24 protein-coding genes are annotated in these 24,571 nt (G+C 33.1%); 19 read left to right on the top strand and 5 right to left on the bottom strand.

Translation table 11 applies throughout. The features are described from left to right. The first annotated feature begins 2 nt into the window (after positions 1-2). From ribD to ABW636_RS11795, 4 genes are read left to right on the top strand one after another with little or no spacing between them, the layout of a single operon-like run. Positions 3-1,046, top strand: coding sequence for a bifunctional diaminohydroxyphosphoribosylaminopyrimidine deaminase/5-amino-6-(5-phosphoribosylamino)uracil reductase RibD (gene ribD / locus ABW636_RS11810; RefSeq protein ID WP_367590209.1), 1,044 nt, complete (start codon positions 3-5; stop codon positions 1,044-1,046). Beyond that, on the top strand, positions 1,039-1,647 hold the full coding sequence (locus tag ABW636_RS11805) for an HAD family hydrolase (protein WP_367590208.1): 609 nt from the start codon (positions 1,039-1,041) through the stop codon (positions 1,645-1,647). The genes ribD and ABW636_RS11805 overlap by 8 nt, the downstream gene beginning before the upstream one ends. Beyond that, a complete protein-coding gene (locus tag ABW636_RS11800; protein WP_367590207.1) occupies positions 1,644-2,513 on the top strand; it encodes an EamA family transporter in 870 nt (289 codons plus the stop codon). The genes ABW636_RS11805 and ABW636_RS11800 overlap by 4 nt, the downstream gene beginning before the upstream one ends. A gap of 25 nt (positions 2,514-2,538) precedes the next feature. Continuing rightward, entirely contained in the window at positions 2,539-3,147 is a 609-nt protein-coding gene (locus ABW636_RS11795; protein ID WP_367590284.1) for an IMPACT family protein, read from the top strand. Positions 3,148-3,159: 12 nt separating this feature from the next. Here ABW636_RS11795 and ABW636_RS11790 read toward each other — a convergent pair whose 3' ends face one another. Beyond that, a complete protein-coding gene (locus ABW636_RS11790) occupies positions 3,160-3,564 on the bottom strand; it encodes an acyl-CoA thioesterase (RefSeq protein ID WP_367590206.1) in 405 nt (134 codons plus the stop codon). Positions 3,565-3,751: 187 nt separating this feature from the next. Here ABW636_RS11790 and dnaA point away from each other — a divergent pair, with 187 nt between their 5' ends. The 3 genes from dnaA (at position 3,752) to ABW636_RS11775 (ending at position 6,612) form a co-directional block, all read left to right on the top strand. After that, on the top strand, positions 3,752-5,182 hold the full coding sequence (gene dnaA, locus ABW636_RS11785; RefSeq protein WP_367590205.1) for a chromosomal replication initiator protein DnaA: 1,431 nt from the start codon (positions 3,752-3,754) through the stop codon (positions 5,180-5,182). A gap of 42 nt (positions 5,183-5,224) precedes the next feature. Further along, positions 5,225-5,692 (top strand): low molecular weight protein-tyrosine-phosphatase, encoded by a 468-nt coding sequence (locus ABW636_RS11780; RefSeq protein WP_367590204.1) that lies wholly within the window; start codon positions 5,225-5,227, stop codon positions 5,690-5,692. Between the two features lie 191 nt (positions 5,693-5,883). Continuing rightward, on the top strand, positions 5,884-6,612 hold the full coding sequence (locus ABW636_RS11775; protein ID WP_367590203.1) for an SAM-dependent methyltransferase: 729 nt from the start codon (positions 5,884-5,886) through the stop codon (positions 6,610-6,612). A gap of 27 nt (positions 6,613-6,639) precedes the next feature. On the opposite strand, the gene ABW636_RS11770 is transcribed toward ABW636_RS11775, so the two are convergent. The 4 genes from ABW636_RS11770 to dapF form a co-directional block, all read right to left on the bottom strand. Further along, a complete protein-coding gene (locus ABW636_RS11770; protein ID WP_367590202.1) occupies positions 6,640-7,284 on the bottom strand; it encodes a peptidoglycan-binding protein LysM in 645 nt (214 codons plus the stop codon). 349 nt (positions 7,285-7,633) lie between these two features. Continuing rightward, a complete protein-coding gene (mltG, locus tag ABW636_RS11765; RefSeq protein WP_367590201.1) occupies positions 7,634-8,677 on the bottom strand; it encodes an endolytic transglycosylase MltG in 1,044 nt (347 codons plus the stop codon). Then, positions 8,667-9,194, bottom strand: a complete 528-nt coding sequence (locus ABW636_RS11760) for a GNAT family N-acetyltransferase (protein WP_367590200.1) — start codon at positions 9,192-9,194, stop codon at positions 8,667-8,669. Before ABW636_RS11760 ends, mltG begins: the two co-directional genes overlap by 11 nt. Continuing rightward, positions 9,188-9,973 carry a diaminopimelate epimerase gene (gene dapF / locus ABW636_RS11755; RefSeq protein ID WP_367590199.1) on the bottom strand — a complete coding sequence of 262 codons (786 nt, stop codon included), beginning with the start codon at positions 9,971-9,973 and terminating at the stop codon, positions 9,188-9,190. The genes ABW636_RS11760 and dapF overlap by 7 nt, the downstream gene beginning before the upstream one ends. Before the next feature lie 168 nt (positions 9,974-10,141). Between dapF and ABW636_RS11750 the strand changes: the two genes are divergently transcribed. The 12 genes from ABW636_RS11750 (at position 10,142) to ABW636_RS11695 (ending at position 24,511) form a co-directional block, all read left to right on the top strand. After that, on the top strand, positions 10,142-11,569 hold the full coding sequence (locus ABW636_RS11750; RefSeq protein WP_367590198.1) for a trypsin-like peptidase domain-containing protein: 1,428 nt from the start codon (positions 10,142-10,144) through the stop codon (positions 11,567-11,569). A gap of 142 nt (positions 11,570-11,711) precedes the next feature. Then, entirely contained in the window at positions 11,712-13,160 is a 1,449-nt protein-coding gene (locus tag ABW636_RS11745) for a glyceraldehyde-3-phosphate dehydrogenase (protein WP_367590197.1), read from the top strand. Between the two features lie 395 nt (positions 13,161-13,555). After that, positions 13,556-14,173, top strand: coding sequence for a tRNA (guanine-N1)-methyltransferase (locus ABW636_RS11740; RefSeq protein ID WP_367590196.1), 618 nt, complete (start codon positions 13,556-13,558; stop codon positions 14,171-14,173). 69 nt (positions 14,174-14,242) lie between these two features. Continuing rightward, positions 14,243-14,920, top strand: a complete 678-nt coding sequence (gene trmD, locus ABW636_RS11735; protein ID WP_367590195.1) for a tRNA (guanosine(37)-N1)-methyltransferase TrmD — start codon at positions 14,243-14,245, stop codon at positions 14,918-14,920. Between the two features lie 170 nt (positions 14,921-15,090). Beyond that, entirely contained in the window at positions 15,091-15,441 is a 351-nt protein-coding gene (gene rplS / locus ABW636_RS11730) for a 50S ribosomal protein L19 (RefSeq protein WP_367590194.1), read from the top strand. A 950-nt stretch (positions 15,442-16,391) separates the two neighbouring features. Further along, positions 16,392-18,617: an NADP-dependent isocitrate dehydrogenase gene (locus tag ABW636_RS11725; RefSeq protein WP_367590193.1), complete on the top strand. Its 2,226-nt coding sequence runs from the start codon at positions 16,392-16,394 to the stop codon at positions 18,615-18,617. Between the two features lie 195 nt (positions 18,618-18,812). Continuing rightward, entirely contained in the window at positions 18,813-19,352 is a 540-nt protein-coding gene (locus tag ABW636_RS11720; protein ID WP_367590192.1) for an RNA polymerase sigma factor, read from the top strand. A 4-nt stretch (positions 19,353-19,356) separates the two neighbouring features. Continuing rightward, the gene (locus ABW636_RS11715) at positions 19,357-19,896 is read left to right on the top strand and encodes a hypothetical protein (RefSeq protein ID WP_367590191.1); all 540 of its coding nucleotides are present in this window, start codon (positions 19,357-19,359) and stop codon (positions 19,894-19,896) included. Then, a complete protein-coding gene (locus tag ABW636_RS11710) occupies positions 19,877-20,968 on the top strand; it encodes a hypothetical protein (RefSeq protein ID WP_367590190.1) in 1,092 nt (363 codons plus the stop codon). The genes ABW636_RS11715 and ABW636_RS11710 overlap by 20 nt, the downstream gene beginning before the upstream one ends. Positions 20,969-21,094: 126 nt before the next feature. Then, positions 21,095-21,787, top strand: coding sequence for a hypothetical protein (locus ABW636_RS11705; RefSeq protein WP_367590189.1), 693 nt, complete (start codon positions 21,095-21,097; stop codon positions 21,785-21,787). Next, a complete protein-coding gene (locus tag ABW636_RS11700) occupies positions 21,780-21,971 on the top strand; it encodes a hypothetical protein (protein ID WP_367590188.1) in 192 nt (63 codons plus the stop codon). Before ABW636_RS11705 ends, ABW636_RS11700 begins: the two co-directional genes overlap by 8 nt. Positions 21,972-22,141: 170 nt before the next feature. Next, entirely contained in the window at positions 22,142-24,511 is a 2,370-nt protein-coding gene (locus tag ABW636_RS11695) for a TonB-dependent receptor (RefSeq protein ID WP_367590187.1), read from the top strand. Positions 24,512-24,571 lie beyond the last annotated feature (60 nt).

The following is a 24,571-nucleotide window of genomic DNA, read 5'->3' as shown; positions in this document are numbered from 1 at the left end:
AAGTGACTACACACGAAAAATACATACTGCGATGTATTGAACTAGCCAAAAACGGACTTGGAACAACATACCCTAACCCATTGGTAGGCAGTGTGATTGTTCATAATGATATTATTATTGGTGAAGGGTGGCACTATAAAGCAGGATTGCCACATGCAGAAGTAAATGCTATTGCCTCCGTAAAAGACGCTTCTTTATTAAAAGATGCTACAATTTACATAAACCTTGAACCTTGTAGCCACTACGGAAAAACTCCCCCCTGTTGTGATCTTATTATTACTAAAGACATAAAAAAGGTAGTAATCGGCACTGTAGATTCTTTTGCAAAAGTTTCTGGTGCCGGCATCCAAAAACTAATGAATGCGGGGTGTGATGTAACTGTAGGCGTTCTTGAAAAAGAATGCCTTGACCTAAACAAACGTTTCTTTGCTTTTCACAATAAAAAACGCCCTTATATTATATTAAAATGGGCAGAAACCGAAGATCAATTTATAGCTCCGCAAATCACTAACAAAAGAAGCCCTATTTGGATTTCTAACAACTACTCCAGACAATTAACACACAAATGGAGGGCCGAAGAACAAGCTATATTAGTAGGAAACAATACTGTATTAAAAGACAACCCAAAACTTACCATACGAGACTGGCACGGCCACAATCCTACAAGAGTTGTTATTGATCTATCTGGAAAAACTCCTGAAGATTCTGCCATATTAGCACCAGAAGCTACAACCATTATCATCACTTCTAAAGATTCTAAAAAAGAGAACAATCATCATCTTATCTATGAAACTATCTCTCTAAAAGACAACATAGCGCATGAGGTTTGTAATATTTTATACAAACACAATATCCAATCAGTAATCATAGAAGGCGGACAATATACCTTGCAATCATTTATTAACAAAAATCTTTGGGATGAGGCAAGAGTTTTCAAAGGGTGTATTACCTTTGAAAAAGGAACAAAAAGCCCCTTATTAAACGGAAACTTAGTTTCTAAAAACCAAATAACAAAAGACACATTAACAATATACCAAAATGATTAAAACAATAATTTTTGATTTTGGCGATGTTTTTATCAATCTGGACAAGCCTGCTACCCTAAAAGAGCTATACAAATTAGGAAACAATAGACCCGTTAGAGAAATCCAAGAACTCAATAAACGCTATGAAGTTGGAGCCCTAACGACTAAAGAATTTATTTCTGATTTAAAAATATATTTCCCTACCGCATCAGATGAACAACTAACCCAAGCCTGGAATGCTATTTTATTAGATTTTCCAAAACATCGCTTAGAATTTATTTGCAATTTGGCGGCAACTCAAAAATACAAACTGCTTCTGTTTAGCAACACCAATGAATTACATATAAACTGGATCAAGAAACATGTAGATTTTTTTAATGAATTTAAATCTTGCTTTGATTCTTTTTACTTATCCCACGAGGTAAAACTTCGCAAACCCAATACTGCCGTTTTCGAATTCATCTTACATCAACACCAACTTATTGCTGAAGAAACATTGTTTATAGACGACACCAAAGAAAACACAGATGCAGCCGCAGCACTAGGCATACATACCTGGAATAACAACCCAATCACAGAAGATGTTACAAACTTATTCACCACAAAATCTTCTATATTTTGATTTACCTCATATCAAGCATTTTAGCAGCAAGTCTCATCTTTGTTATTTTTAAGCTTTTTTCTAAATACAATATAAATACAGAACAAGCTATTATTGCCAATTACATAACAGCTTCTTTTTCAGGGATTATCGCATACTCTAAGCCCATTAATATTTCAACTATATCGCACGAAGCTTGGTTTTTTAAGGCATTTATATTAGGTATTATATTTATTCTGGTCTTTAATCTAATGGCCATAACCACTCAAAAAAACGGATTATCGGTAGCTGCTGTTGCAACAAAAATGAGTCTAGTTATTCCTATTATTTTTGGAATAGTAGCTTATGACGAAGGCACCGGAATTATCAAGGTGATTGGTATTATACTAGCACTTATAGCAGTATATCTTACCTCTGTAAAAACAACAGAAAACTCTGGATTAACAAAGAAAAATTTAATTTTTCCTATTTTGGTTTTTATAGGAAGTGGGATTGTAGATACTAGCATCAAATTTTTAGAAACCCGATATGTATCCAAAGACGATGTTCCTATTTTCTCTGCTACAATTTTTGGTTTTGCCGCTTTAACAGGAATTTTTCATTTACTTTATAAAATATCATTTAGCACTATAAAAATTGAACTTAAAAATATACTTGCAGGTATTGGGTTAGGGGTCCCCAACTATTTCTCCATTTATTTCCTGATAAAAGCACTTCGCCATGATGGCATCGAGAGTTCTACAATTTTCACAATAAACAATGTTGCCGTCCTACTAGTATCTACGCTTGCTGGAATTCTTTTTTTTAAAGAACGATTATTTTTAAAAAATTGGATTGGAATTATCTTAGCAATTTTAAGTATTATCTTAGTAGCATTATCTGTATAATTGAACTGCAATAACTTTGGAAGACATAAAGGACACATATAAGACAATCGAAACCTCGGGAAACGAAGTTTTATTCAAGGACAAAAACAGTAAATTTTATGGATATACTTTTCCTGTACATTCTGAAGAAGAGGTCAAACAAGCCATTGACCAACTCAAAAAACAACACCATGCCGCTCGACATTGGTGCTATGCTTGGCAAATTGGAACTGAAAAACTACGATATCGGGCTAATGATGACGGAGAACCCTCTAATTCTGCAGGGCAACCTATTTATGGGCAAATTTTATCTTTTGAAGTTACTAACATATTGATAGTTGTCGTACGATATTTTGGAGGGGTTAAGTTAGGCGTTGGAGGATTAATAAATGCATATAAAACCGCTGCCCAACAAGCCTTATTGTCCTCAAGAATTTTAGACAAAACCATCGACATTCATTTTGTAATTATTTTTGAGTACAAAGACATGAATAAAGTAATGCGGATTATCAAAGAAAACAACCTTACTATTACTCGTCAAGACTTAGAACTAAATTGCAAAATTTACATTTCAGTAAGAAAAAGAAATGCACACAAAATAAAAAATACTTTTTCGTCGTTGTATGAGATAGAAATCAAAAAAATTGAGAATTAATAAAATAGAAAATTAATATTTTTTTATTTTTTCAATTAAATATTGGGGACAGGGAATTGGTTTTTTTGTGACGCTATCCATAAAAACCAAAGTAGAAGATGCTGTTGTTAATAATTCACCTTTTGTATTGAAAATTTCAAAGTCAAAGCTTATTTTTGCTGTAGGAATTTTCTTTAGTGAAGTTTTAACAATCAATTCATCATCAAAGTAAGCAGATTTCTTAAATTTAAAATCAATTGTATATACCGGAAGCATAATACCATTTGCTTCCATAGTTTTATACGAAATCCCAAGTTGGGACAACCAATCAATTCGAGCCAACTCTATGTATTGTACATAGTTACTGTGGTGAACGACCCCCATTTGGTCGGTCTCTGCATAACGTACTTTCAAAAAAGTTTCCGAAGTGATTAACATAGTATCATAAATTATTATATATTAATGAAGTGTTAATCAAATTATGCGAAAAAAATAATTAATATTCAACCCCGTTAACGTTTTTTTTTTACATTTTTTGTTCACATATTTGCCATACAAAAATAGTAAGGATTTTATCAACAATTCCTTTTAACACCATAACAAAAAAGCAAATTTAACCACAGGAATGAATGTAACCGCGCAATCAGTTTGGGACAATTGTTTATCTTTTATAGAAGATAACATTACACCTCAAGCTTACAAAACTTGGTTTGAACCCATTAAAGCTGTAAAGCTTACAGAAGGTGGTGCTTTAAGTATTCAAGTCCCAAGTAAGTTTTTTTATGAGTGGTTAGAAGAACACTATGTAAAACTACTCAAGGTATCTTTGACAAGAGAATTAGGAGAGAATGCCAAGTTGGTGTATGTAATCAAAATGGAGAACACCTATGGCAATAAAAAACCATTTACAGAAAAAATTCCTAGCGCGAATCGATCTGCCGTTAATTCTCAAGAGGTTGATGTACCTATCAAAAGCAAAAACCCTGAATTAAAAAATCCTTTTGTTATTCCTGGAATTCGAAATGTAAAAATAGAATCCCAACTAAACCCTAGTTACAACTTTGAAAACTTCTTAGAAGGAGACTCAAACAGACTTGCACGTTCGGCAGGAATGGCTGTTGCCAACAAACCAGGAGGCACATCTTTTAACCCTTTACTAATATTTGGTGGAGTTGGCCTAGGAAAAACACATTTAGCACATGCTATTGGTGTAAACATAAAAGACAACTACCCAGAAAAAACAGTTCTATATATATCTGCAGAAAAATTTACGCAACAATACATAGAGTCTGTAAAAAAGAATAATAGAAATGATTTTATTCATTTCTACCAAATCATCGATGTTCTTATTGTAGATGATATCCAGTTACTATCAGGAAAAGCAGGTACTCAGGACGTCTTTTTCCATATATTCAATCATTTACATCAAAACGGAAAACAGGTTATTCTAACAAGTGACAAGGCACCTGTAGACATGCAAGATATCGAACAAAGATTATTATCTCGTTTTAAATGGGGATTATCTGCAGAATTGCATCAACCTGATTTTGAGACAAGAGTTTCTATTATCAAAAACAAACTATACAGAGATGGTGTTGAAATGCCTGAACAAATTGTAGAGTTTCTTGCAAATAACATAAAAACTAACATACGAGAATTAGAAGGCGCTATTATATCACTAATCGCCCACTCTTCTTTTAACAAAAAAGATATCACCATAGATCTTGCAAAAGCTATTGTTGATAATTACGTAAAAAACACAAAGAGAGAAGTTTCTATTGATTATATTCAAAAGGTAGTAAGTGATTATTTCCAAATGGATGTAGAAACACTGCAATCCAAAACAAGAAAACGACATATTGTTCAAGCAAGACAATTAGCCATGTTTTTTGCAAAAAAACTAACCAAAGCTTCATTAGCAAGTATTGGAACCCAAATAGGAAAACGAGATCACGCAACGGTACTTCATGCCTGCAAAACTGTAGACAATTTATCATCTACAGACAAGCAGTTTAGAAAATACGTAGAAGATTTAGGAAAAAAGCTTACTTTATAACATAAAGTCATCGCTTACTACAACACATAAATCACATCTTATATGAAAACCAAAGTTTTGATGGTATGCCTTGGCAATATATGCAGATCACCATTAGCAGAAGGAATTCTAAAATCTAAACTAGACTCTCGTTACTACCAAGTTGACTCATGCGGAACCAGCAGCTACCACATAGGAAGCAAACCTGACATACGCTCTATCGATATTGCCCAAAAAAACAATATTGATATTACCAGACAAAGAGCCGCACAGTTTAAAAAAAGTGATTTTGACATCTATGACTACATCTATGCCATGGACACCTCTAACTATCAAGATATCATAGCTCTAGCAGACAACTCACTACAAAACAATAAAGTAAACCAAATTCTAAACGAACTTCATCCCAACCAAAATCTAGATGTACCAGACCCATACTACGGAGGAGATCAAGGATTTGAAGAAGTATTTAAAATGTTAGACCAAGCATGTGAAAACATTGCATCTAAACTAAAAAAATCGGATCAATAAACTGTAGTCCTCATATGCTTAATTACAAAGCAACACACAATCTCTACAATTTATCGCATCACAACAAGTAACAATAAAAAAATTACACTATTTTTAATTCTGGATACTCAAATAAAACATTTATTGTTTTAATCAATACGATCCAAACACAAATAAATTAAATAAATAGACCTAAATCAATCATAAAGAATATGGAGTTTAAACCCCTGGACCCTAAAGGAAAATTATACCTTATCCCAACAAGACTAGGAGACGATGTACCACTAGAAGTACTACCCATATCTATCAAAAAAGTCCTAGAACAGGTTAACCACTACATTGTTGAAAACGAAAAGCCAGCTAGACGATTTATAAAAAAAATAAGCCCCAGCAAATCTCAACGATCCCTTATCATTAACACCGTAAACAAATACACTGATGTTTCTGAGATCCCGAATTATCTTTCGCCATGCCTAAACGGAGAGTCTATTGGTCTTTTATCTGATGCAGGATGCCCCGGTATTGCCGATCCCGGAGCCGAAGTGGTCAAAATAGCACACAAAAAAAATATCCCTGTCACCCCATTAGTTGGCCCTTCTTCAATTGTTCTAGCAATGATGAGTAGCGGTATGAATGGTCAAAACTTCACTTTTAACGGATATCTCCCTATCGATAAAAACGAAAGGAAATCTACCATCAAACATTTAGAACGAATTTCTTTTGAAAGAGATCAAGCTCAGATTTTTATTGAAACCCCCTACCGAAATGATAAAATGTTTGCAGATCTTAAAGCCATTTTACAACCAAATACTCGCTTATGCATTGCATGTGATATCACACTTACAACAGAGTACATTGCCACAAAAACCGTTGAAGAATGGAATAAAGAAGATATTGATCTACACAAAAGACCTTCTATATACATCATCCAAAAAGACTAGCAACAAGCTAAATACAGAAGATTTATCTTAAAGATTTACCTTTGGCCTTTTAACAGGAACAACAAAAGAAGTATCATATCCACCAAAACGCTTCATATAATACCTGATTGTAGTACCAAAAGCATCAGCAAACCCCTCTACACCACCACTGCGTAAATATTTTTTTACAGCACCTGGGCCTGCTAAATGTGCAGCTGCAAGAATTCCTGATTCTGTAACATCTACCCCATTAATCCTTTTTCCTACTGACCACTTAATATCCTTTCTCAAAACCCACTTATTTCTACACAAATTTGCATAAAAAGCTTTTTCCTGAAGGGCCGGATTACTAAGGAATTCATTTTTACCAACGTTCTTCACACCGATCAAAGCCAAGGTACCTTTACCAAATTGGTATTTCCCTAAATATCCAAATTGATTTACAACACCATAATCACCTCTAGATTCCTTAAAAGCCAATGCCTCTTTAAAACCTTCATAAGATGTTCCTAATACAGGAGATACAAAAGGATCGCTATCTTCTATATCATTAAAATTAGGCGCTGCATAATACAGCTCTAAACCAGCTGTACTATAAGAACTAAGATCAGCACTTTTTTCTGTTGTAAAACTTACCGAAAGTATTCCCCCAATCGTAAGTAACGTAGATAATCCCACTATCTTTTTTGTCATATAAAAAATTTCTAAGTGGCCTTAAAATAGCCCCTCGCCACTTAAATTTTTGCCGTGCAAAGATACAGCATTTTTTTAAACAAAAAAGAATATTGTGTTATTTTTTTTATTTTACTGAAAAACAGTTGTTTACGTAAAAAATAAGGTTAAAAAAACCCCTAAAATCATAAAAAAAAACAAAAAACGAACACTTAAACGTCAAATAAAGTATTTTTATCGAACAAAATTAATCTCAAAAAAATAGATTAATTCACAACAAAAAAAGCCAATTTGTTAATAAGTTTTGTGATTTTTCATTATTTCGTACAGAGAAAGGGTCTTTTTTTCGAACTGAAAAGCAAGATCAAAATTAGCGATTAATTCCTTGTTTATTAATCCAGTTTACGTATTGTTTTCTGTTTTGATTATGCTGTCTTAAAGTTTTTGCAAATTTATGATACCCCATATTCTGAACATCTGCTACAAAGAAATAATAATCATGTTTTTCATGATTAAGAACTGCATCTACAGAAGATATATCTGGCATTGCGATTGGGCCTGGTGGCAACGAAGCATTTTTATAAGTATTATAAGGGCTTTCTATTTCTAAATCTTTAAACAGAACCCTTTTTATAACAGCGTTCCAATCATTACGATGTTTTTTCAAAGCATAAATCACTGTGGGGTCGGCATCTAGTTTCCATCCATTTGTAAATCTGTTTAGATAAACACCCGCTACTCTTGGACGCTCATCTACTTTTGCTGTTTCTTTTTGTACAATCGAAGCTATTGTAATGACTTCCTGAGGTGTTAACCCAACTTGCTTAGCTTTTGACAAACGAGCATCATTCCAAAATCGATTGTACTCTTTAAACATTCTGTTTCTAAACTGTTCTGCAGAAGTGTTCCAAAAAAACTCATATTTATTCGGAATATACATCCCTAGAGCTCCTTCTAATGAAAACCCTTTTTCTTTTAAAAAAGCCTCATCATTAAAAGCAGTAATAAGAGAAAGACTATCTGCTTCTATCTGAGTAGCGATTCTTCCTGCTAAATTCTCAAGACGTTCCTGATTATTAAAACTAACCTGGATTGGACTATTTTTACTTCGTAATGTATTAATAATTTCATTGTTATTCAATCCTTTCTTTAAGATATAACGACCCGATTTGATATGATCAATGTACCCTTTTCTTCTAGCGATCTTATCAAAAGTATAAATATCTTTAACTACAGGACTAATCTCTTCTATAAGCTCTGTATAAGTTGCATCTGTTGGTATATAAAGTGTAACTGTATCAGTTTCGAAAGCGGTATTTGGTGTGAATACAGCCTGATAAACATAATAAGCAAAAATGCCTCCCGCTACTACTCCTAATAATGAGATGGCTAATAGTATTTTTTTAATGTACATATATTAATTGATATAAAAATTCATCTTTAAAGGTGTTTTTCACCAAATTCCAATCCTTTTTTACTCCTACTTTAGAAAAACCCTGGTTTTCGAACAAATTAATACTTGTCATATTATCTTCAGAAATATTTGCATACAATTGATGTAAACGAAGATGTGTTGCTCCATATTTTATAATAAGTCCCAAAGCTTCAGCTCCATACCCTTTGCCTCTTTCCTTTTCTTCTGCTATCAAAATACCCACTCCTGCTCTGCGATGCATTGGATTAAAATCAAACAAATCAATCAATCCCAAAGTCGCATCATCATACGAACAAATAACCAATCGCAACTGTTTTGCTTCATAAATATCCTTATGGGCGTGTTCTAAATATTGTTTGATCAAAAATCGGGAATATGGTGTTTGAGTACTGCTCATCTCCCAAATTTGTTCATCATTTTCTATACAATATACAAAATCAAGGTCTTCGGGCTCGAGTGCTCTTAGATATATATTTTCCCCTTTTAAAGTTACCACTCAATTTCTCCTTTAAAAACTTGTTCTGCTGGACCAATTAAATAAATATTTTCGTACCCTTTTTCAGTTTTTTGGAAAGTAACTTTTAACGCACCACCTTCAGTAGCTACATCTACCTCTTCTTTATCAATTCTTTTGGTTGCATGCATAGACAATGCTACAGCTGTTACACCTGTCCCACAAGATAAGGTCTCATCTTCTACTCCTCTTTCATAGGTTCGTACAGCAAAAGCACTACCATTTTTCTTTTCCACAAAATTCACATTGCTTCCTGCTTCAAAATATGGAGCTCCATTTCTAATTCTCTTACCTTCTTCTCTTACATCATAATTCTCTAAATCGTTAACCATGGTTACATGATGAGGAGATCCAGTATCCAAAAACAAATGTGTAGTGTGATTCTCTATATCAAATACATCTTGCATTTGTAAATACACCAAACCATCTTTTATTTCTGCATGATGTTTTCCATCTATTGCAGTAAACGTTGCTTTATCTTTTATCACGCCTAAAAATGCAGCAAAAGCAACCAAACATCTTCCGCCATTACCACACATAGAACTTTCATTTCCATCTGCATTAAAATACACCATCGTAAAATCATCTCCTTCATTATAAGGCTTTTCCAACAACATTAATCCATCGGCACCTATGCCAAATTTTCTGTCACAAAGTCTTGCAAATAATTTGGTATTATTTTTGGAGATACTATTGTCTCTATTATCAATGATTACAAAATCATTACCTGTACCTTGGTATTTATAAAAAGTAAGCGTCATTATTCTTATGTAATTTAAATGACAAAGGTACAAAGAATGTTATCAAAAAATCGTTGTTAATTGCAAGTTAAATTGTATAAAAAAAGTTATCTAGATTGTAATTTTAAACAGTAAATACAGTCTATTATACATAATAAGTAGTTATTTTAAACAAAAAAAGAAATGAAAATGAAACAATTTTTGAGTTTGATGGTTGTTGCGATCCTTGCAGGAGGGTTTACATTGGGCGCATACAAAATGTTCATTGAAACAACACCAATGGTTGTTGACCAAAATGAAAACAAGAACACTCCTACCCCTAATTTTATTCCCACAAACTATACCGCTACCAATACAAATACAGCATTGACAGCTAGCAGTATTGACTTTACATATGCTGCAGAAAAAACAGTGAATGCCGTTGTTCACGTAAAACAATATGGAATTACTCGTACTCCCCGAAATTTGATGGATTTTTTCAGAAACGGAGGAGCACAGGAAAGAAGAATTCAAGGAGCTGGTTCTGGGGTTATTATTACAGAAGATGGGTACATCGTTACCAATAATCACGTAATAGATGGCGCATCTGAACTGGAAATTACTTTAAACAATAACAAAACATACAAAGCAGAAGTCATAGGTACCGCACCAGAATCTGATATTGCATTACTTAAAATCGATGCTAACGAAAAATTATCCTATATCCCATTTGGTGATTCTAACCATGCAAAAATTGGCGAATGGGTATTAGCTGTTGGTAATCCTTTTAACCTTACCTCTACGGTAACTGCTGGGATTATTAGTGCCAAATCCAGAGATTTGGATGAAACAGATAACAACAGTCAATCTTTCATTCAAACAGATGCAGCTATCAATCCAGGAAATAGTGGTGGTGCTTTAGTAAATACTAGAGGCGAACTGATCGGCATAAACACTGCGATTACATCACAAACGGGAAGTTATGTAGGATATGCATTTGCAGTACCTTCTAATAATGCAAAAAAAATCATAGATGATATTATAGAGTTTGGTGCAGTGCAACGAGGAATTATCGGAATTTCGGGAGAACCCATTAATTCTAAAACCATGGAAAAATATGATATTAATGTTTCTCAAGGAGTCCTGATTAGCTCGGTAGCAGAAGATAGTGGTGCGAAAAAAGCCGGATTGCTTGCTGGAGATGTTATCAAGAAAGTAGATCAACTTCCTATCAGAAAATTTGCAGATTTAACCGGTTATGTGAGCAGTAAAAGACCTAATGACATTATTAATATAACTGTTATACGTAAAAGAAAAGAGTTAACTATACCCGTAAAGCTATCTAAGTATGAAATTCAGAGATATGACTTAGATGATGTTGGCGTAGAAGTTGCTAACGTTAGCAAAGAATACCTTGAACAATTTGGGTTAGATCATGGAGTAGCCATTAGCAAAGCGCTTAGTGCTAGAATGCAGCGGTATAACTTAAAAGGACTTATTATTAGCGAAATAGATGGTAAAAAAGTAAAAAGTGTCCTTGAAGTAAAAAATATTATTGAAAAAAAATACAAGGATGAAGATATTAGCATCACTTTGGTCGATAGAAACAAGCAAAAAAGAGAGTTTGTTTTTGAATAAATAAGAACAAAAACCCTTTACAAAAAGGTATCTCCCATCACTTTAACATAGTGATGGGATTTTTTTTCACAAAAGGTTTTACGAAAACGTTTGAAATATATACTTTTGCACGAAATTACAAGACTGTAAAACACAACATATTATGAGCTCTAACGAAGTTTATGAAAAAGAACTAGCCTTTCAGGCAGATCGACGTCGCGCAACTGTAGCCTTTATAAAGACAGTAAGCGATTTATGGTATGACAATTCTATCGAATTGGTACTTTTTCGCAATCAATTGATTGACAAAAATGTAAGTGAAATTATCAATCTGCATGAGTATGCTGGTGAGTTTGTTCAAAAACCAATTTCAATTTTTGATTCTGTAGAAATTGCACAGGCAATCAAGTTGATGAATTTGCCACCTGCAAAGCTGGACATTGGTAAACTTACCTATGAATACCATTTAGCTAGTGACGAATATGGTTCTATTAATCGTTTTGTGCAAAGCAAACTTAAAGATGCTGTAAAAGTAAAGCCCATTTCGCCAAAAAACGTTGTGCTTTATGGATTTGGCAGAATAGGTCGCTTGGTAGCAAGAGAATTAATGACCATTACCGGAAAAGGGAGTCAGCTAAGACTAAGAGCTATTGTTACCAGAGGAGCGGTTACGCAAGAAGTACTTGAAAAAAGAGCTTCTTTACTACGTAGCGATTCTGTACATGGGGATTTTCATGGTACTGTAGAGACCAACATAGAAAATAGTGCTCTTATAATAAATGGTACTACTGTAAAAGTCATTAGTGCTAATAGCCCAGAAGAAATAGACTACACAGCTTACGGGATTAGTGATGCCTTATTGATCGATAACACAGGAGCTTTTAGAGATAAAGAAGCATTAACGAGACATCTTGCAGGAAAAGGAATTAGTAAAGTATTACTTACTGCACCAGGAAAAGGGATACCAAACATTGTACATGGGGTAAATCATAAAGAGCATGACCCTGATAAAGTGGATATTTTTTCTGCAGCTTCTTGTACTACCAACGCTATCACTCCCATTTTACATGCGGTAGACGAAAGTTTTGGTGTTAATAACGGGCATTTAGAAACTATACACGCATATACCAATGACCAAAACTTGGTAGACAATATGCATAATAAATACAGAAGAGGTCGTGCAGCTGCCCTTAATATGGTAATTACAGAAACAGGTGCAGGAAAAGCTGTTTCTAAGGCTTTACCTAGTTTTGAAGGGAAACTAACATCAAATGCTATACGTGTACCGGTTCCTAATGGTTCTTTAGCTATTTTGAAATTAAACTTAGAGAAAAAGGCTTCTAAAGAAAGTATGAATGCTATACTTAAAAAGTATGCGCTTGAAGGAGATCTTGTTGAACAAATCAAATACTCTCTAGATAATGAATTAGTATCTAGTGATATTGTTGGTTCTTCTGCACCTTCAATATACGATAGCAATGCTACTATTGTAGATGCAAAAGGCGACAATGCTGTTTTATATGTATGGTATGATAATGAATATGGATATAGTCACCAGGTAATTAGACTGGCAAAATATATTGCAAAAGTAAGAAGGTTTACTTATTACTAGAAAAACCTCTCTATCCTATAAAAAAAGCTGTTGTTTATAATAAACAACAGCTTTTTTATTGAACTGTTTTAAACTTTTTTGAATCATGCCAAAAATTATATTTTTATAGCGAATTGAAAAAAGTTTAACTAGTTCATTTTCAAAATACACTTTAAAAGTATTAATTTCTGTAACTAAATTTCTAACAAAAAATCAATCTCATATTATAAAAACAACTTTCTTTTAAATTCTTTCAAAAAAAACTTTGTAATCATCAACAATATCGTACATTTATTACCGTTACAGAAGAAATTAATAAACGTAAAAACACTCTACTCTAATAGGTATTGTATTATCTTTACTACCTTGGCTTTGGAGTTAGAGTATATATCTATTCAACAAAACAAGAATATCACATGAAATTATCGCAATATCTATTAGTTATCTCATTGCTTATATCCTTTTTTCAAATCACTTATGCGCAGGAAGAAACCATCAATGTTTCTGATGTTCTTAAGAAAGATGAGATTGAAAAGCAATTTGATATTGTGGTCAAAAAATCAGGAAATTATCAGGAGTATAAGGTTGTAAAACGTGTTTGGTTAGAGCAGTTTAGAACAAACTTGAGCGATACCTTAAAAACGTTAGAATCAAGATTAAATACGAACCACCTTAAAATAAATGAGCTAAAGACCACCATATCGGGATTAGAAGAATCACTTGCCAAAACCAATCAGGATCTTGCTTCTGTAACCAAAGAAAAAGACAGTATCAGTTTTTTGGGAGCTGCGTTGACAAAGGCTAGTTACAATACTATCATCTGGGGAATTATAGGAGTGCTTTTGGCGCTGCTTGGTTTCTTTATTTTCAAGTTCAAAAACAGTAACGCAGTAACGTTACAAGCTCAAAAAGCACTATCAGAAACCGAAACAGAGTTCGAGGACCATAGACGTAGAGCTTTAGAGCGTGAACAAAAAGTAATGCGTAAATTACAGGACGAAATAAACAAGCAACGTAAAGCTGGAGCTAAGTAATTGGGTTTACTAGATTTTTAGCATATTCTTTTGCATCTTTGCACTTTGTAGAAATGTAATAGATTACTGATGCGTATAGACATTATAACTGTAGTTCCTGATATCCTTAAAAGTCCTTTTGAAGCCTCTATTATGAAACGATCTATCGACAAGGGATTGGTAGAGGTACACCTTCATAACCTTAGAGACTACACTAGCAATAACTACAAACAGGTAGATGATTATCAATTTGGAGGTGGTGCAGGTATGGTTATGATGATCGAACCTATAGACAAATGTATTTCAAAATTAAAGTCTGAACGGGATTATGATGACGTTATATATATGACACCAGATGGAGAAACTTTGACTCAAGGAATTGCCAATCAATTATCTTTGCAGGGAAACTTAATTATTTTATGTGGTCATTATAAAGGAGTAGATCAACGTGTTCGGGATCATTTTATAACCAAAGAGATTTCTGTTGGAGACTATGTTCTATCTGGTGGAGAGTTAGGAGCATTAATTCTTTGTGATGCTATTATTAGACTCATACCTGGCGTCTTAGGAAATGAAACATCTGCACTTACAGATTCTTTTCAGGACGATTTATTAGCTCCTCCTATTTACACAAGACCTGCCGATTATAAAGGCTGGAAAGTTCCTGAAATATTAACATCTGGTAATTTTCCAAAAATTGAAACATGGCGAGAAGAACAAGCTTACCAGAGAACAAAAGAGCGTAGACCAGATTTGTTAAAAGAATAAAGTTAAAAGGTTCCTTTTAAAAAGGTTACCACTATAGCTGCCAAATAAAATAATTAAATAAGAAATCTTTTTATTTATATAATTTTATTATTTTTGCACGCTGATTAGATTAACCTCTGACGAAAATCGTGAATGTTGATTTAACAAAAATCAAGAAACTATATCGTAAAATGGAAGATTTAGTAAAATTTGTACAAGACGAATTTGTAACAAAAAAAGAATTTGCTGAATTTGCAGCAGGTGATACTATTACAGTATACTACGAAATTAAGGAAGGAAATAAAACACGTACTCAGTACTTTAGAGGAGTTGTTATACAACGAAGAGGTTCTGGTAGCACAGAAACATTTACTATCAGAAAAATGTCTGGTACTGTTGGTGTAGAACGTATTTTCCCAGTAAACCTACCAGCACTTCAAAAAATCGAAGTGAATAAGAGAGGTAAAGTTCGTAGAGCTCGTATATTCTACTTCAGAGAACTTACTGGTAAAAAAGCACGTATTAAAGAAAGAAGAAACTAATTCATTATTTCTTTATACAAGTAAAAAAAGATCGCATTATGCGATCTTTTTTTATAAACAAAAGTTAACAACGTCGGTTTACAACCTATTGAAAACTAATAACATAACATTAACAAATTTTGATTTAAATTTTCTTTATATTTATACTATAGTTACATTGAAGATGACACAAGGATTCTTTTTTCATGTAATCTAAACTAATGTTCTTTGAACATATTGAAGACCAATTTATCATTAAAATAAATATGAAACGAAAGTTATTTTTTTGAGTACATCCTTGAAATCAGTTTATGGGACTTATCGTAAAATAATTTCAAAATGAAATTCGAAAGAAAAAATTAAGTTTTGACACTTTTTTAATTATAAATGGCATTAGACTTGTTGATGAAATCCAAGGAATTTATAACTAAATTCGGTACAAACATCAATTTATAGTCGAACGAGTAGTAATTACATGCGCAAATTTTTATTTGACCATTAATACTACTCAAAATTAGAAATAAATTTATTGGTATAAATAACGAAAGTTTTTATTTAACGGCGGGTAAAACAGCTGACATTAAAACTATTTCTAATGAAGCCATATCAAAATACAATGTATTGTTGATATGGCTTTTTTGTTTTCAAAAACACAACAGCAAACCCATCTTTTTTTTAGCATCTCATATTTTTTTAACCCTAATTTTCCGGAAACCATAATTCCATGTGGAGTTCTCAAAACTAACACTATACAGGTTGCATATAGCTAACTAGATTTGTATATTCGCTCATAGCAATTTGCGTGATAGACAGCGGTGTTATTCTTTAAAGCAAACACTCAAAATATTCACTAGTATTGTTTATAAAACGACAAAGTATACAACCGTTTACTTATTGTTAAAATTAATAACGAATTAGGGCACTACTGCATACCAAAGCCTTATAAGCCCCAAATAAAAAACTCAAAAAATATGGGAGTTGATAACTCAAAAATTGTGTATACAAAAACGGATGAAGCACCAGCTTTAGCCACTTACTCTTTCTTACCTATTGTAAAAAAATTCACCAAAGCCGCAAACATTATTATCGAAGTAAAAGATATATCTCTTGCTGCCAGAATTTTATCTAGTTTTCCAGAAAAGCTAACCAATAGTCAAAAACAAGCGGATGCTTTGGCAGAACTAGGTGAATTAGCACAAAAACCTGAAGCCAATATTATCAAACTTCCAAACATTAGCGCTTCTGTTCCTCAATTAAAAGCGGCTATAAAAGAATTACAAGAACAAGGTTTTGATATTCCTAACTACCCAGAGGAGCCCGAAAATGATCAGGAAAAAGAAACAAAACTTCGCTATAACAAAATAAAAGGTAGCGCCGTTAACCCCGTTCTAAGAGAAGGAAACTCTGACAGGAGAGCTCCTAAGCCCGTAAAACAATATGCTAAGAAAAACCCACATACAATGGGTACCTGGAGTGCAGACTCTAAAACTCATGTTGCTACGATGTCTGAAGGAGATTTTTGCACCAATGAAAAATCTACAACTTTATCCACATCAGGAAATGTCAAAATCGAGTTTATTGACAATAACGGAACATCAACCATCCTAAAAAAAGAAACCCCTGTTCTTGAAGGAGAAGTTATCGATGCCTCTGTAATGAACAAAAAAGCGCTCATCAAATTTCTTACAGAGCAAATTTCAGATGCAAAAGAAAAAAATGTATTGTTTTCGTTACACATGAAAGCAACCATGATGAAAGTATCAGACCCTATTATCTTTGGTCATGCAGTAGAGGTATTCTTTAAAGATGTATTTGAAAAACATGGAACAACCTTTGAAGAAATAGGTGTTGAAGTAAATAATGGGTTTGGAGACCTTGTCAATAAAATAAAAAAATTACCCGACAATAAAAGAAAAGAAATAGAGCAAGATATAGAAACATGTATCAAACAGCAACCTAAATTAGCGATGGTTAATTCTGACAAAGGAATTACCAATCTACACGTTCCTAGTGATATAATTATAGATGCTTCAATGCCTGCAATGATTCGTAATTCTGGACAAATGTGGGATGCACAGGGTAACACACAAGATACCAAAGCTGTTATTCCTGATAGCAGTTATGCCGGAATATACCAGGAAACTATCGATTTCTGTAAAAAACACGGTGCTTTTGACCCTACTACCATGGGTACCGTTCCTAACGTAGGGCTTATGGCCAAAAAGGCTGAAGAATATGGGTCTCATGATAAAACGTTCGAAATTAAAGGAAATGGCTCTGTTCGTGTAGTTGATGAATCTGGAAATGTTCTGTTAGAGCACACTGTAGAAGAAGGCGATATCTGGAGAATGTGTCAAACCAAAGATGCTCCGATTAAAGATTGGGTAAAACTTGCGGTTAGTAGAGCTAGAGCCACCAATACACCTGCTATTTTCTGGTTAAACAATAAGAGAGCTCATGATATAGAATTAATCAAAAAAGTAAACACGTATCTTCCAGAATACGATCTCGAAGGACTTGACATTAGAATTATGTCTCCTGTAGAAGCTACTCGCTTTTCTTTAGAAAGAATCAAAGATGGTAAAGATACTATTTCTGTAACCGGAAATGTATTAAGAGATTATAATACAGACCTATTCCCTATTCTAGAATTAGGAACCAGTGCAAAAATGTTATCTATCGTACCGTTAATGAATGGAGGCGGTTTATTTGAGACTGGTGCAGGAGGTTCTGCTCCAAAACATGTACAACAATTCATTAAAGAAGGGCATTTACGATGGGACTCTTTAGGAGAATTTTTGGCATTAGCAGTTTCTTTAGAACATCTTGGCGAAGTAAATCAAAATAAAAATGCATTAATAATCGCAGAGGCTCTGGATCAAGCCACCATAGCTTTTCTTGACAACAAAAAGTCACCCTCACGTAAAGTTAATGAGTTAGACAATAGAGGTAGTCATTTTTATCTGGCTTTGTATTGGGCACAAGCACTTGCAGAGCAAAGTGAAAATAAAGATTTGCAAAAAGAATTTGCCGAAATAGCGCAACAACTTAATCATAACGAAACAAAAATTATTAATGAGTTAAACGCGGCCCAAGGCTCATTGGTTAATATAGATGGTTATTATTGGCCAGATGAAAGTAAAGTATCAACAGCTATGCGACCTAGTAAAACTCTAAATACTATAATAGAAGCATAATTTGTTTAATAAAATAAACCTCTAAAAATCCTGTAAACCCTATGGTTTACAGGATTTTTGCTGTTTGGTCTAAATCTAATTAAAAAAAATGTTCATTTTTTTTAACTCAAATGCAACCCTTTAATTTTTCATTTGTCAATAATACCAAACATAAAGAAAGTACCTTTAAAGAAATTTACAATCAATCAAAATTAATTGAAGACCAATATTCTTTATACGCACAAAGACATTGTAGAAAAAAGCAAGTCTGGTGATAGAAATTCGCAATATCAATTGTACGAGCTCTATGTAGATGCTATGTACAATGTAAGCATGCGAATGTTAGGCATAAAAGAAGATGCAGAAGATGTTGTTCAAGATAGTTTTGTTGATGCTTTCAAAAATTTAAAATCTTTTAGGTACGAAAGCACATTTGGATCTTGGTTAAAAAGAATTGTAATTAATAAAAGTATCAACCATTTAAAACAAAAAAAAATACCTGTAAGTCCATTAGACCAACATGAGTACCGTATAAGTGAAGAAACAACTGAAGTAGTACTTCCTATGGATATTAGTAAGATCAAAAAAGGAATTAATGTACTACCTCAGGGATATCGCCAAATTATCAATCTTTATTTGATTGAAGGATATGATCATATAGAGATAGCAGAAATATTAGGTATTACCTCTTCGACATCGAAATCGCAATACCATAGAGCAAAGAAAAAACTAATTGAAATTGTAAATACCCTATAATACAATGGATGATTTTGAAAAATATATTAAAGAAAATAAGCATCTGTTTGACGATCACAGAGCAGACAAATCAAAAATGTGGAACGTCATTGAGTCGCAGTTAGACACCAAACCAACTATTCGCTTATGGCAATCTCATTTACTTAAAATAGCAGCAACAGTACTAATTTTATTAGGAGTTTTTTCTGTCATGCAGAGCTTTTTAACCTCAAAATACAACTATCATAAAAACAATAGTGTTGTACATCAAGAATTACAGGATATTGACTCCTACTACTCAAACCTAGTATCGTTTCAGGTACAATTGGTGAAAAATAATTCAAAATTACAACCCGAAAGCAAAAAAGAGTTCTTGTCATTCATGGATGAATTAGATGAAGAATACAATACCTTAAAACTAGAAATGGCAAAAAACCTAGATAACGAATACATTTTAGAGGCCATAGTAAATAATTATAAAAAGCGAATAGAGCTGATCGAAAATTTATTAAAACAGATCAATGATTCTAAAAATACAGATATCAATGAAGGTTACATCTTATAAACATATCATAGTAATGCTTACGACGCTACTTTCTTTGCATATTATGTATGCACAAGAAAGAGTATCTAAAAACATTGAGAATACCTATCCACTCACCAATGCAGGAGAATTACATATCGAAAATAAGTACGGAAATATTATTATTAATGGATGGGATCAAAAAACAATACAAATCAATATAGATATACATGTTACCAAAAAGAAAAAAGAAGATGCAGACGAGCTGTTACAAAGAATTAAGCCAAAATTTACGGTTACAGATGACTTTATAAGTATCATTTCTATTATTGAAGAAAAAAGTAACAGCATGTTAACCAAATTCTTTAACAAAGCAAACCCTTTTGACTTTGATAAAAGTAATATTCAAATCGATTATACCATTCATATACCGTTTAATGCAGGTATTAATATCACTAATAAGTTTGGCGATATTATTATAAGTGGCTGGAAAGGTAAAGTAAAAGCCAATATACAGCACGGTGATATGTGGATCAATAAAGACATTAGTAGTGCAAATGTAGAGATGAGATTTGGAAAATTAAAAACCAAAGGAATTACTTATGGGCATATCCGAATCAAAAATGGTGAAGTTGACATTGAAAAATCTAATGACCTAAAAATTAATAGTAGTGGGACTGTAACACAAATTGAAAAAGCACAGTCTCTTGAAATACATTCGAGTAAAGATCAAATTACTATCGGAGAAGTTGGAAGTATGCAAGGAGAACTAATGTTTAGTAAACTAAATTTAGATACGTTACAAGAAAATATCAACCTTAACCTGGAAGTAGCAGATATGTGGGTATCCAATATCAACAACAAGGCACCATCTATTATTATAGATCAGGAATCATCAGAGTTAAATATAAACGTACATGGGCTTACTATAGATTTTACAGCCTCACTAGAACAAGGATTATTAAGAATACCAAAATCTTTTACTAATATAAAAACCAATATTATAGATAAACGAAAAAGAATTAGAAACATTAGTGCCACTTATGGGCAACATAGTACATCTGGAAAATTTCAGATTATTGGCAAAAAAGGAATAATAGTTTTAAAAGAATAACAAACCGAAAATATCAAATAAATACATCAGTCAAATCAAAAAATAAAATCGTTCAACAGGTAGTTACCAAAAAAAGATCATGCCCATACTCTTTTTCCCTGTGTGCGCAATACAATAACCAAAACAATGGAACACCCAAAAAAAATTATACTGCTACTTATAGTAATTACCGGTATCTATAGTAGCGTAGCTCAGGAGTCCAAAAACACTGAATATATAGAATTTAACGATCGTAGAAATATAGTTCATGGTGTATATTTAGGCTTAAATCTAGGGTATGGAAAAATTGAAAACAAAAGTACCCTAACCTCTAGTCTAAAACTTGCCTATGTTGCCAATCAACAATTCGAGTTAGGTGTTATAGCTACTTATTTTTATTCGAATCAAAATGCCCTGGATGACACATCATTTGATGAAGATGATATCGATGGGGATTTGATAGGAGGATATGTGGGCGCACATCTCGAACCTATTTTTTTTAAAAAATATATCGTTAACCTATCATTTCCGGTGCTTATTGGTGGCGGTTCTGTTGGTTATATAGAGAGCTTAAAAAAAGACAACGCATTAGAAAAAGAAACCTATGTAAAAGAATGGGACAAAATATTTGTAGTAGAACCTGGAGTTAATCTTTTATTCAATGTTTCAAGATATTTTCAAATAGAAGCCGGGGTAAAATACCGGTTTTCTAGCAAGTTTAATTTACACCCCGGTACAGTGAACCGAATTAACGGATACACTTTTAATGCCGGAATAAAAATTGGTATTTTCAACCTTGGTAGAAATCGATACAAAAAAAACATTCCAGATAATGAGTAAATTAAAAACAACCCGCAAAAAAAACCTGAACGTTGTGTACGTATTTACAAAAAACAATCAGGTGTATGTCAAAACCGATTCGCTCAAAGCAATAAATGCAATAAGCACAACCATTAAAAACGAATGGCAGCCTATTCCTTTTCAATGGAAATCATTAACAGAACATTACCACCAGACTCCTTAGTTTCAAGGGATATTCTGGCTTAATTTTTTAAATCAACATTTTGTTTTCAATTGATAAAATCGAAGCTTAAAAAGCTTTGGACTGGTATTTTATTGCCCTTTTTTATCGATTCGTAAAAAGTCAAACATTTTAACAACCAATTTAATTTTAAACCTTCTAGCAATAAACAAATGAAAAAAACAATTTTTGCTCTTCTATTTTTCACATCACTTTTATCCGCTCAGGAAAAATTTACGATTAGTGGAACAATAAACGATGCGAGTAACGGAGAAACTTTATTCGGTGCTTCAGTATACCTGCAAAGTACTACTATTGGAGTAATTACCAACGAATATGGTTTTTACTCTCTTACAGCCCCACAAGGCGAATACTCATTAGTAGTCTCATATATGGGGTATAATGACATCATTCAAAAAGTTACTTTAAATGGTGATCAAAAACTAAACTTTGAACTGGGCGAATCTTCTGAACAACTAGACGAAGTGGTAATTACCGCAGAGGAAAGCGAAAGAGTAAGTATTAAAAAACCCGAAATGAGTGTCGCTAAACTAAAATCTGAGACCATCAAAAAAATACCTGTTGTACTGGGAGAAGTAGATGTGGTAAAATCAATTCAAACTTTACCAGGGGTAACTAATACTGGTGAAGGAAGTAGTGGTTTTAACGTAAGAGGTGGTGCTGTAGATCAAAACCTGGTATTACTAGACGAAGCTATTATTTATAATACCTCGCATTTATTAGGATTCTTTTCTGTTTTTAATGCAGATGCAATCAAAGATGTAAAGCTTTATAAAGGAGGAATTCCTGCAAAGTTTGGAGGTAGAGTTTCTTCGGTATTGGATGTACGACAAAAAGACGGAAACAACAAAAGAATTGGGCTTACAGGTGGTATCGGGGTGATATCAAGTAGACTGGCTATAGAAGGACCTACATTTAATAAAAATGGATCCTTTTTATTAGCTGGTAGAGGCTCATATGCTCACCTATTTACGGCCGCATCCAAAAATCTAAAAGACACTAAGGTTAATTTTTATGACCTAAACCTAAAAACCAATTACAAGGTTAGCGAAAACAATAAACTATATCTTTCTGGGTATTTTGGCCGAGACATCTTTAATCTCAACAGTTTTAAGAGTAGTTACGGAAATGCTTCTGGTAACTTAAGATGGAATCACATTTTTAATGATAAACTATTCTCTAACTTATCCTTGATATATAGTAAATATGATTATCTATTGTCTATCAATTCTGTTCAATTTGACTGGGACTCATCAATAGAAAATTACAATGTAAAATATGATCTTAAATATTATGTTGGTAATAACCTAAAACTTGATTTTGGAGGAAACATCATATCGTACGATTTTCATCCTGGTGAAATCACCCCTACCTCTCCAACTTCTCCTATTAATCCAAGAAAACTTGACGAAAAAAGAGCTTTTGAAACTGGATTATACATCAATGCAGAGCATAAAATATCTGAAAACTTAACAGCACAATATGGATTACGTCATAGCTTTTTCTCTAGATTAGGAGGCCAAAAACTAACTAACTATGCTAATGATCAACCCGTAGTCTATAATGAAGAGTTAGGTATTTATGAAGAAGGAACAGCCATAGGTGAAACCGATTATAAAAAAAGTGAGACTATAAAAAGTTATAACAATTTTGAACCTCGGTTAGGATTATCGCTTTTATTAAATGAATCTTCATCGATAAAGGCAGGGTATTCGCGAACTGCACAATACATACATTTATTATCAAACACCGTATCAGTAACACCATTAGATGTTTGGACCCCAAGTGGCAAATTCATAAAACCACAATTATCAGATCAATATGCACTAGGGTATTTTAAGAATTTTAAAGACAATAATTATTCTTTAGAAGTAGAAGCTTACTATAAAACTATAGAGAATAGAATTGATTATATCGACGGATCTGATTTAATAGGTCAAAATAATATCGAAACCGAAATATTAAATGGCGAATCCAGAGCTTATGGGTTAGAGTTTTTATTACGTAAAAACAAAGGAGATTTTACAGGATGGATAGCATATACAGTATCCAAATCAGAGCAAAGAACTTTGGGAGAAAATGTTGCAGGTCCTGGAATCAATGAGGGCAAATGGTACAATACCCCACATGACAGAACACACGATCTTTCTATAACGGGTATATATAAACTTAGCGACAAATGGACACTTAGCTCTAATTTGGTATTTCAGACAGGTAGACCGGTTACCTACCCTAATGGGCAATACCAATATGAAGACTTGTCTATTGCTAGCTATTCTGAGCGAAATTCAAACAGACTTCCAGAATATCATAGATTGGATATATCGGCGACCTATAGCCCTAATAAAAAACCAGATAGAAGATGGAAAGGAGAATGGGTTTTTAGTGTATACAATGCTTATAACCGTAGAAATGCAGCTTCGATATCTTTTGGACAAAATCTGGAAACGGGAGCCAATGAAGCAACAAGAACTGCAATTTTTGGTATCGTACCCTCTATAACTTATAACTTTAAATTTTAAACCAGTAAAATAATCGATAACCATTAAAAATATATTTACTATACTGATTAATGGGGATTT

The organism is Aquimarina discodermiae, from assembly GCF_040786235.1.
Lineage (GTDB): Bacteria > Bacteroidota > Bacteroidia > Flavobacteriales > Flavobacteriaceae > Aquimarina.
Note: the sequence above shows the minus strand (reverse complement) of the source record. Positions and strands in the feature narration are given on the sequence as shown.

Excerpts from the sequence above, each read along its gene's own strand:
- ABW636_RS11725 (WP_367590193.1), top strand. The coding sequence starts at position 16,392 with ATGGGAGTTGATAACTCAAAAATTGTGTATACAAAAACGGATGAAGCA.
- ABW636_RS11705 (WP_367590189.1), top strand. The coding sequence starts at position 21,095 with ATGGAACACCCAAAAAAAATTATACTGCTACTTATAGTAATTACCGGT.
- dapF (WP_367590199.1), bottom strand. The coding sequence starts at position 9,973 with ATGACGCTTACTTTTTATAAATACCAAGGTACAGGTAATGATTTTGTA.
- dnaA (WP_367590205.1), top strand. The coding sequence starts at position 3,752 with ATGAATGTAACCGCGCAATCAGTTTGGGACAATTGTTTATCTTTTATA.
- ABW636_RS11790 (WP_367590206.1), bottom strand. The coding sequence starts at position 3,564 with ATGTTAATCACTTCGGAAACTTTTTTGAAAGTACGTTATGCAGAGACC.
- ABW636_RS11715 (WP_367590191.1), top strand. The coding sequence starts at position 19,357 with ATGGATGATTTTGAAAAATATATTAAAGAAAATAAGCATCTGTTTGAC.
- ABW636_RS11770 (WP_367590202.1), bottom strand. The coding sequence starts at position 7,284 with ATGACAAAAAAGATAGTGGGATTATCTACGTTACTTACGATTGGGGGA.
- ABW636_RS11805 (WP_367590208.1), top strand. The coding sequence starts at position 1,039 with ATGATTAAAACAATAATTTTTGATTTTGGCGATGTTTTTATCAATCTG.
- ABW636_RS11695 (WP_367590187.1), top strand. The coding sequence starts at position 22,142 with ATGAAAAAAACAATTTTTGCTCTTCTATTTTTCACATCACTTTTATCC.
- mltG (WP_367590201.1), bottom strand. The coding sequence starts at position 8,677 with ATGTACATTAAAAAAATACTATTAGCCATCTCATTATTAGGAGTAGTA.
- ABW636_RS11775 (WP_367590203.1), top strand. The coding sequence starts at position 5,884 with ATGGAGTTTAAACCCCTGGACCCTAAAGGAAAATTATACCTTATCCCA.
- ABW636_RS11700 (WP_367590188.1), top strand. The coding sequence starts at position 21,780 with ATGAGTAAATTAAAAACAACCCGCAAAAAAAACCTGAACGTTGTGTAC.
- ABW636_RS11740 (WP_367590196.1), top strand. The coding sequence starts at position 13,556 with ATGAAATTATCGCAATATCTATTAGTTATCTCATTGCTTATATCCTTT.
- ABW636_RS11750 (WP_367590198.1), top strand. The coding sequence starts at position 10,142 with ATGAAACAATTTTTGAGTTTGATGGTTGTTGCGATCCTTGCAGGAGGG.
- ABW636_RS11710 (WP_367590190.1), top strand. The coding sequence starts at position 19,877 with ATGAAGGTTACATCTTATAAACATATCATAGTAATGCTTACGACGCTA.
- rplS (WP_367590194.1), top strand. The coding sequence starts at position 15,091 with ATGGAAGATTTAGTAAAATTTGTACAAGACGAATTTGTAACAAAAAAA.
- ABW636_RS11780 (WP_367590204.1), top strand. The coding sequence starts at position 5,225 with ATGAAAACCAAAGTTTTGATGGTATGCCTTGGCAATATATGCAGATCA.
- trmD (WP_367590195.1), top strand. The coding sequence starts at position 14,243 with ATGCGTATAGACATTATAACTGTAGTTCCTGATATCCTTAAAAGTCCT.
- ABW636_RS11745 (WP_367590197.1), top strand. The coding sequence starts at position 11,712 with ATGAGCTCTAACGAAGTTTATGAAAAAGAACTAGCCTTTCAGGCAGAT.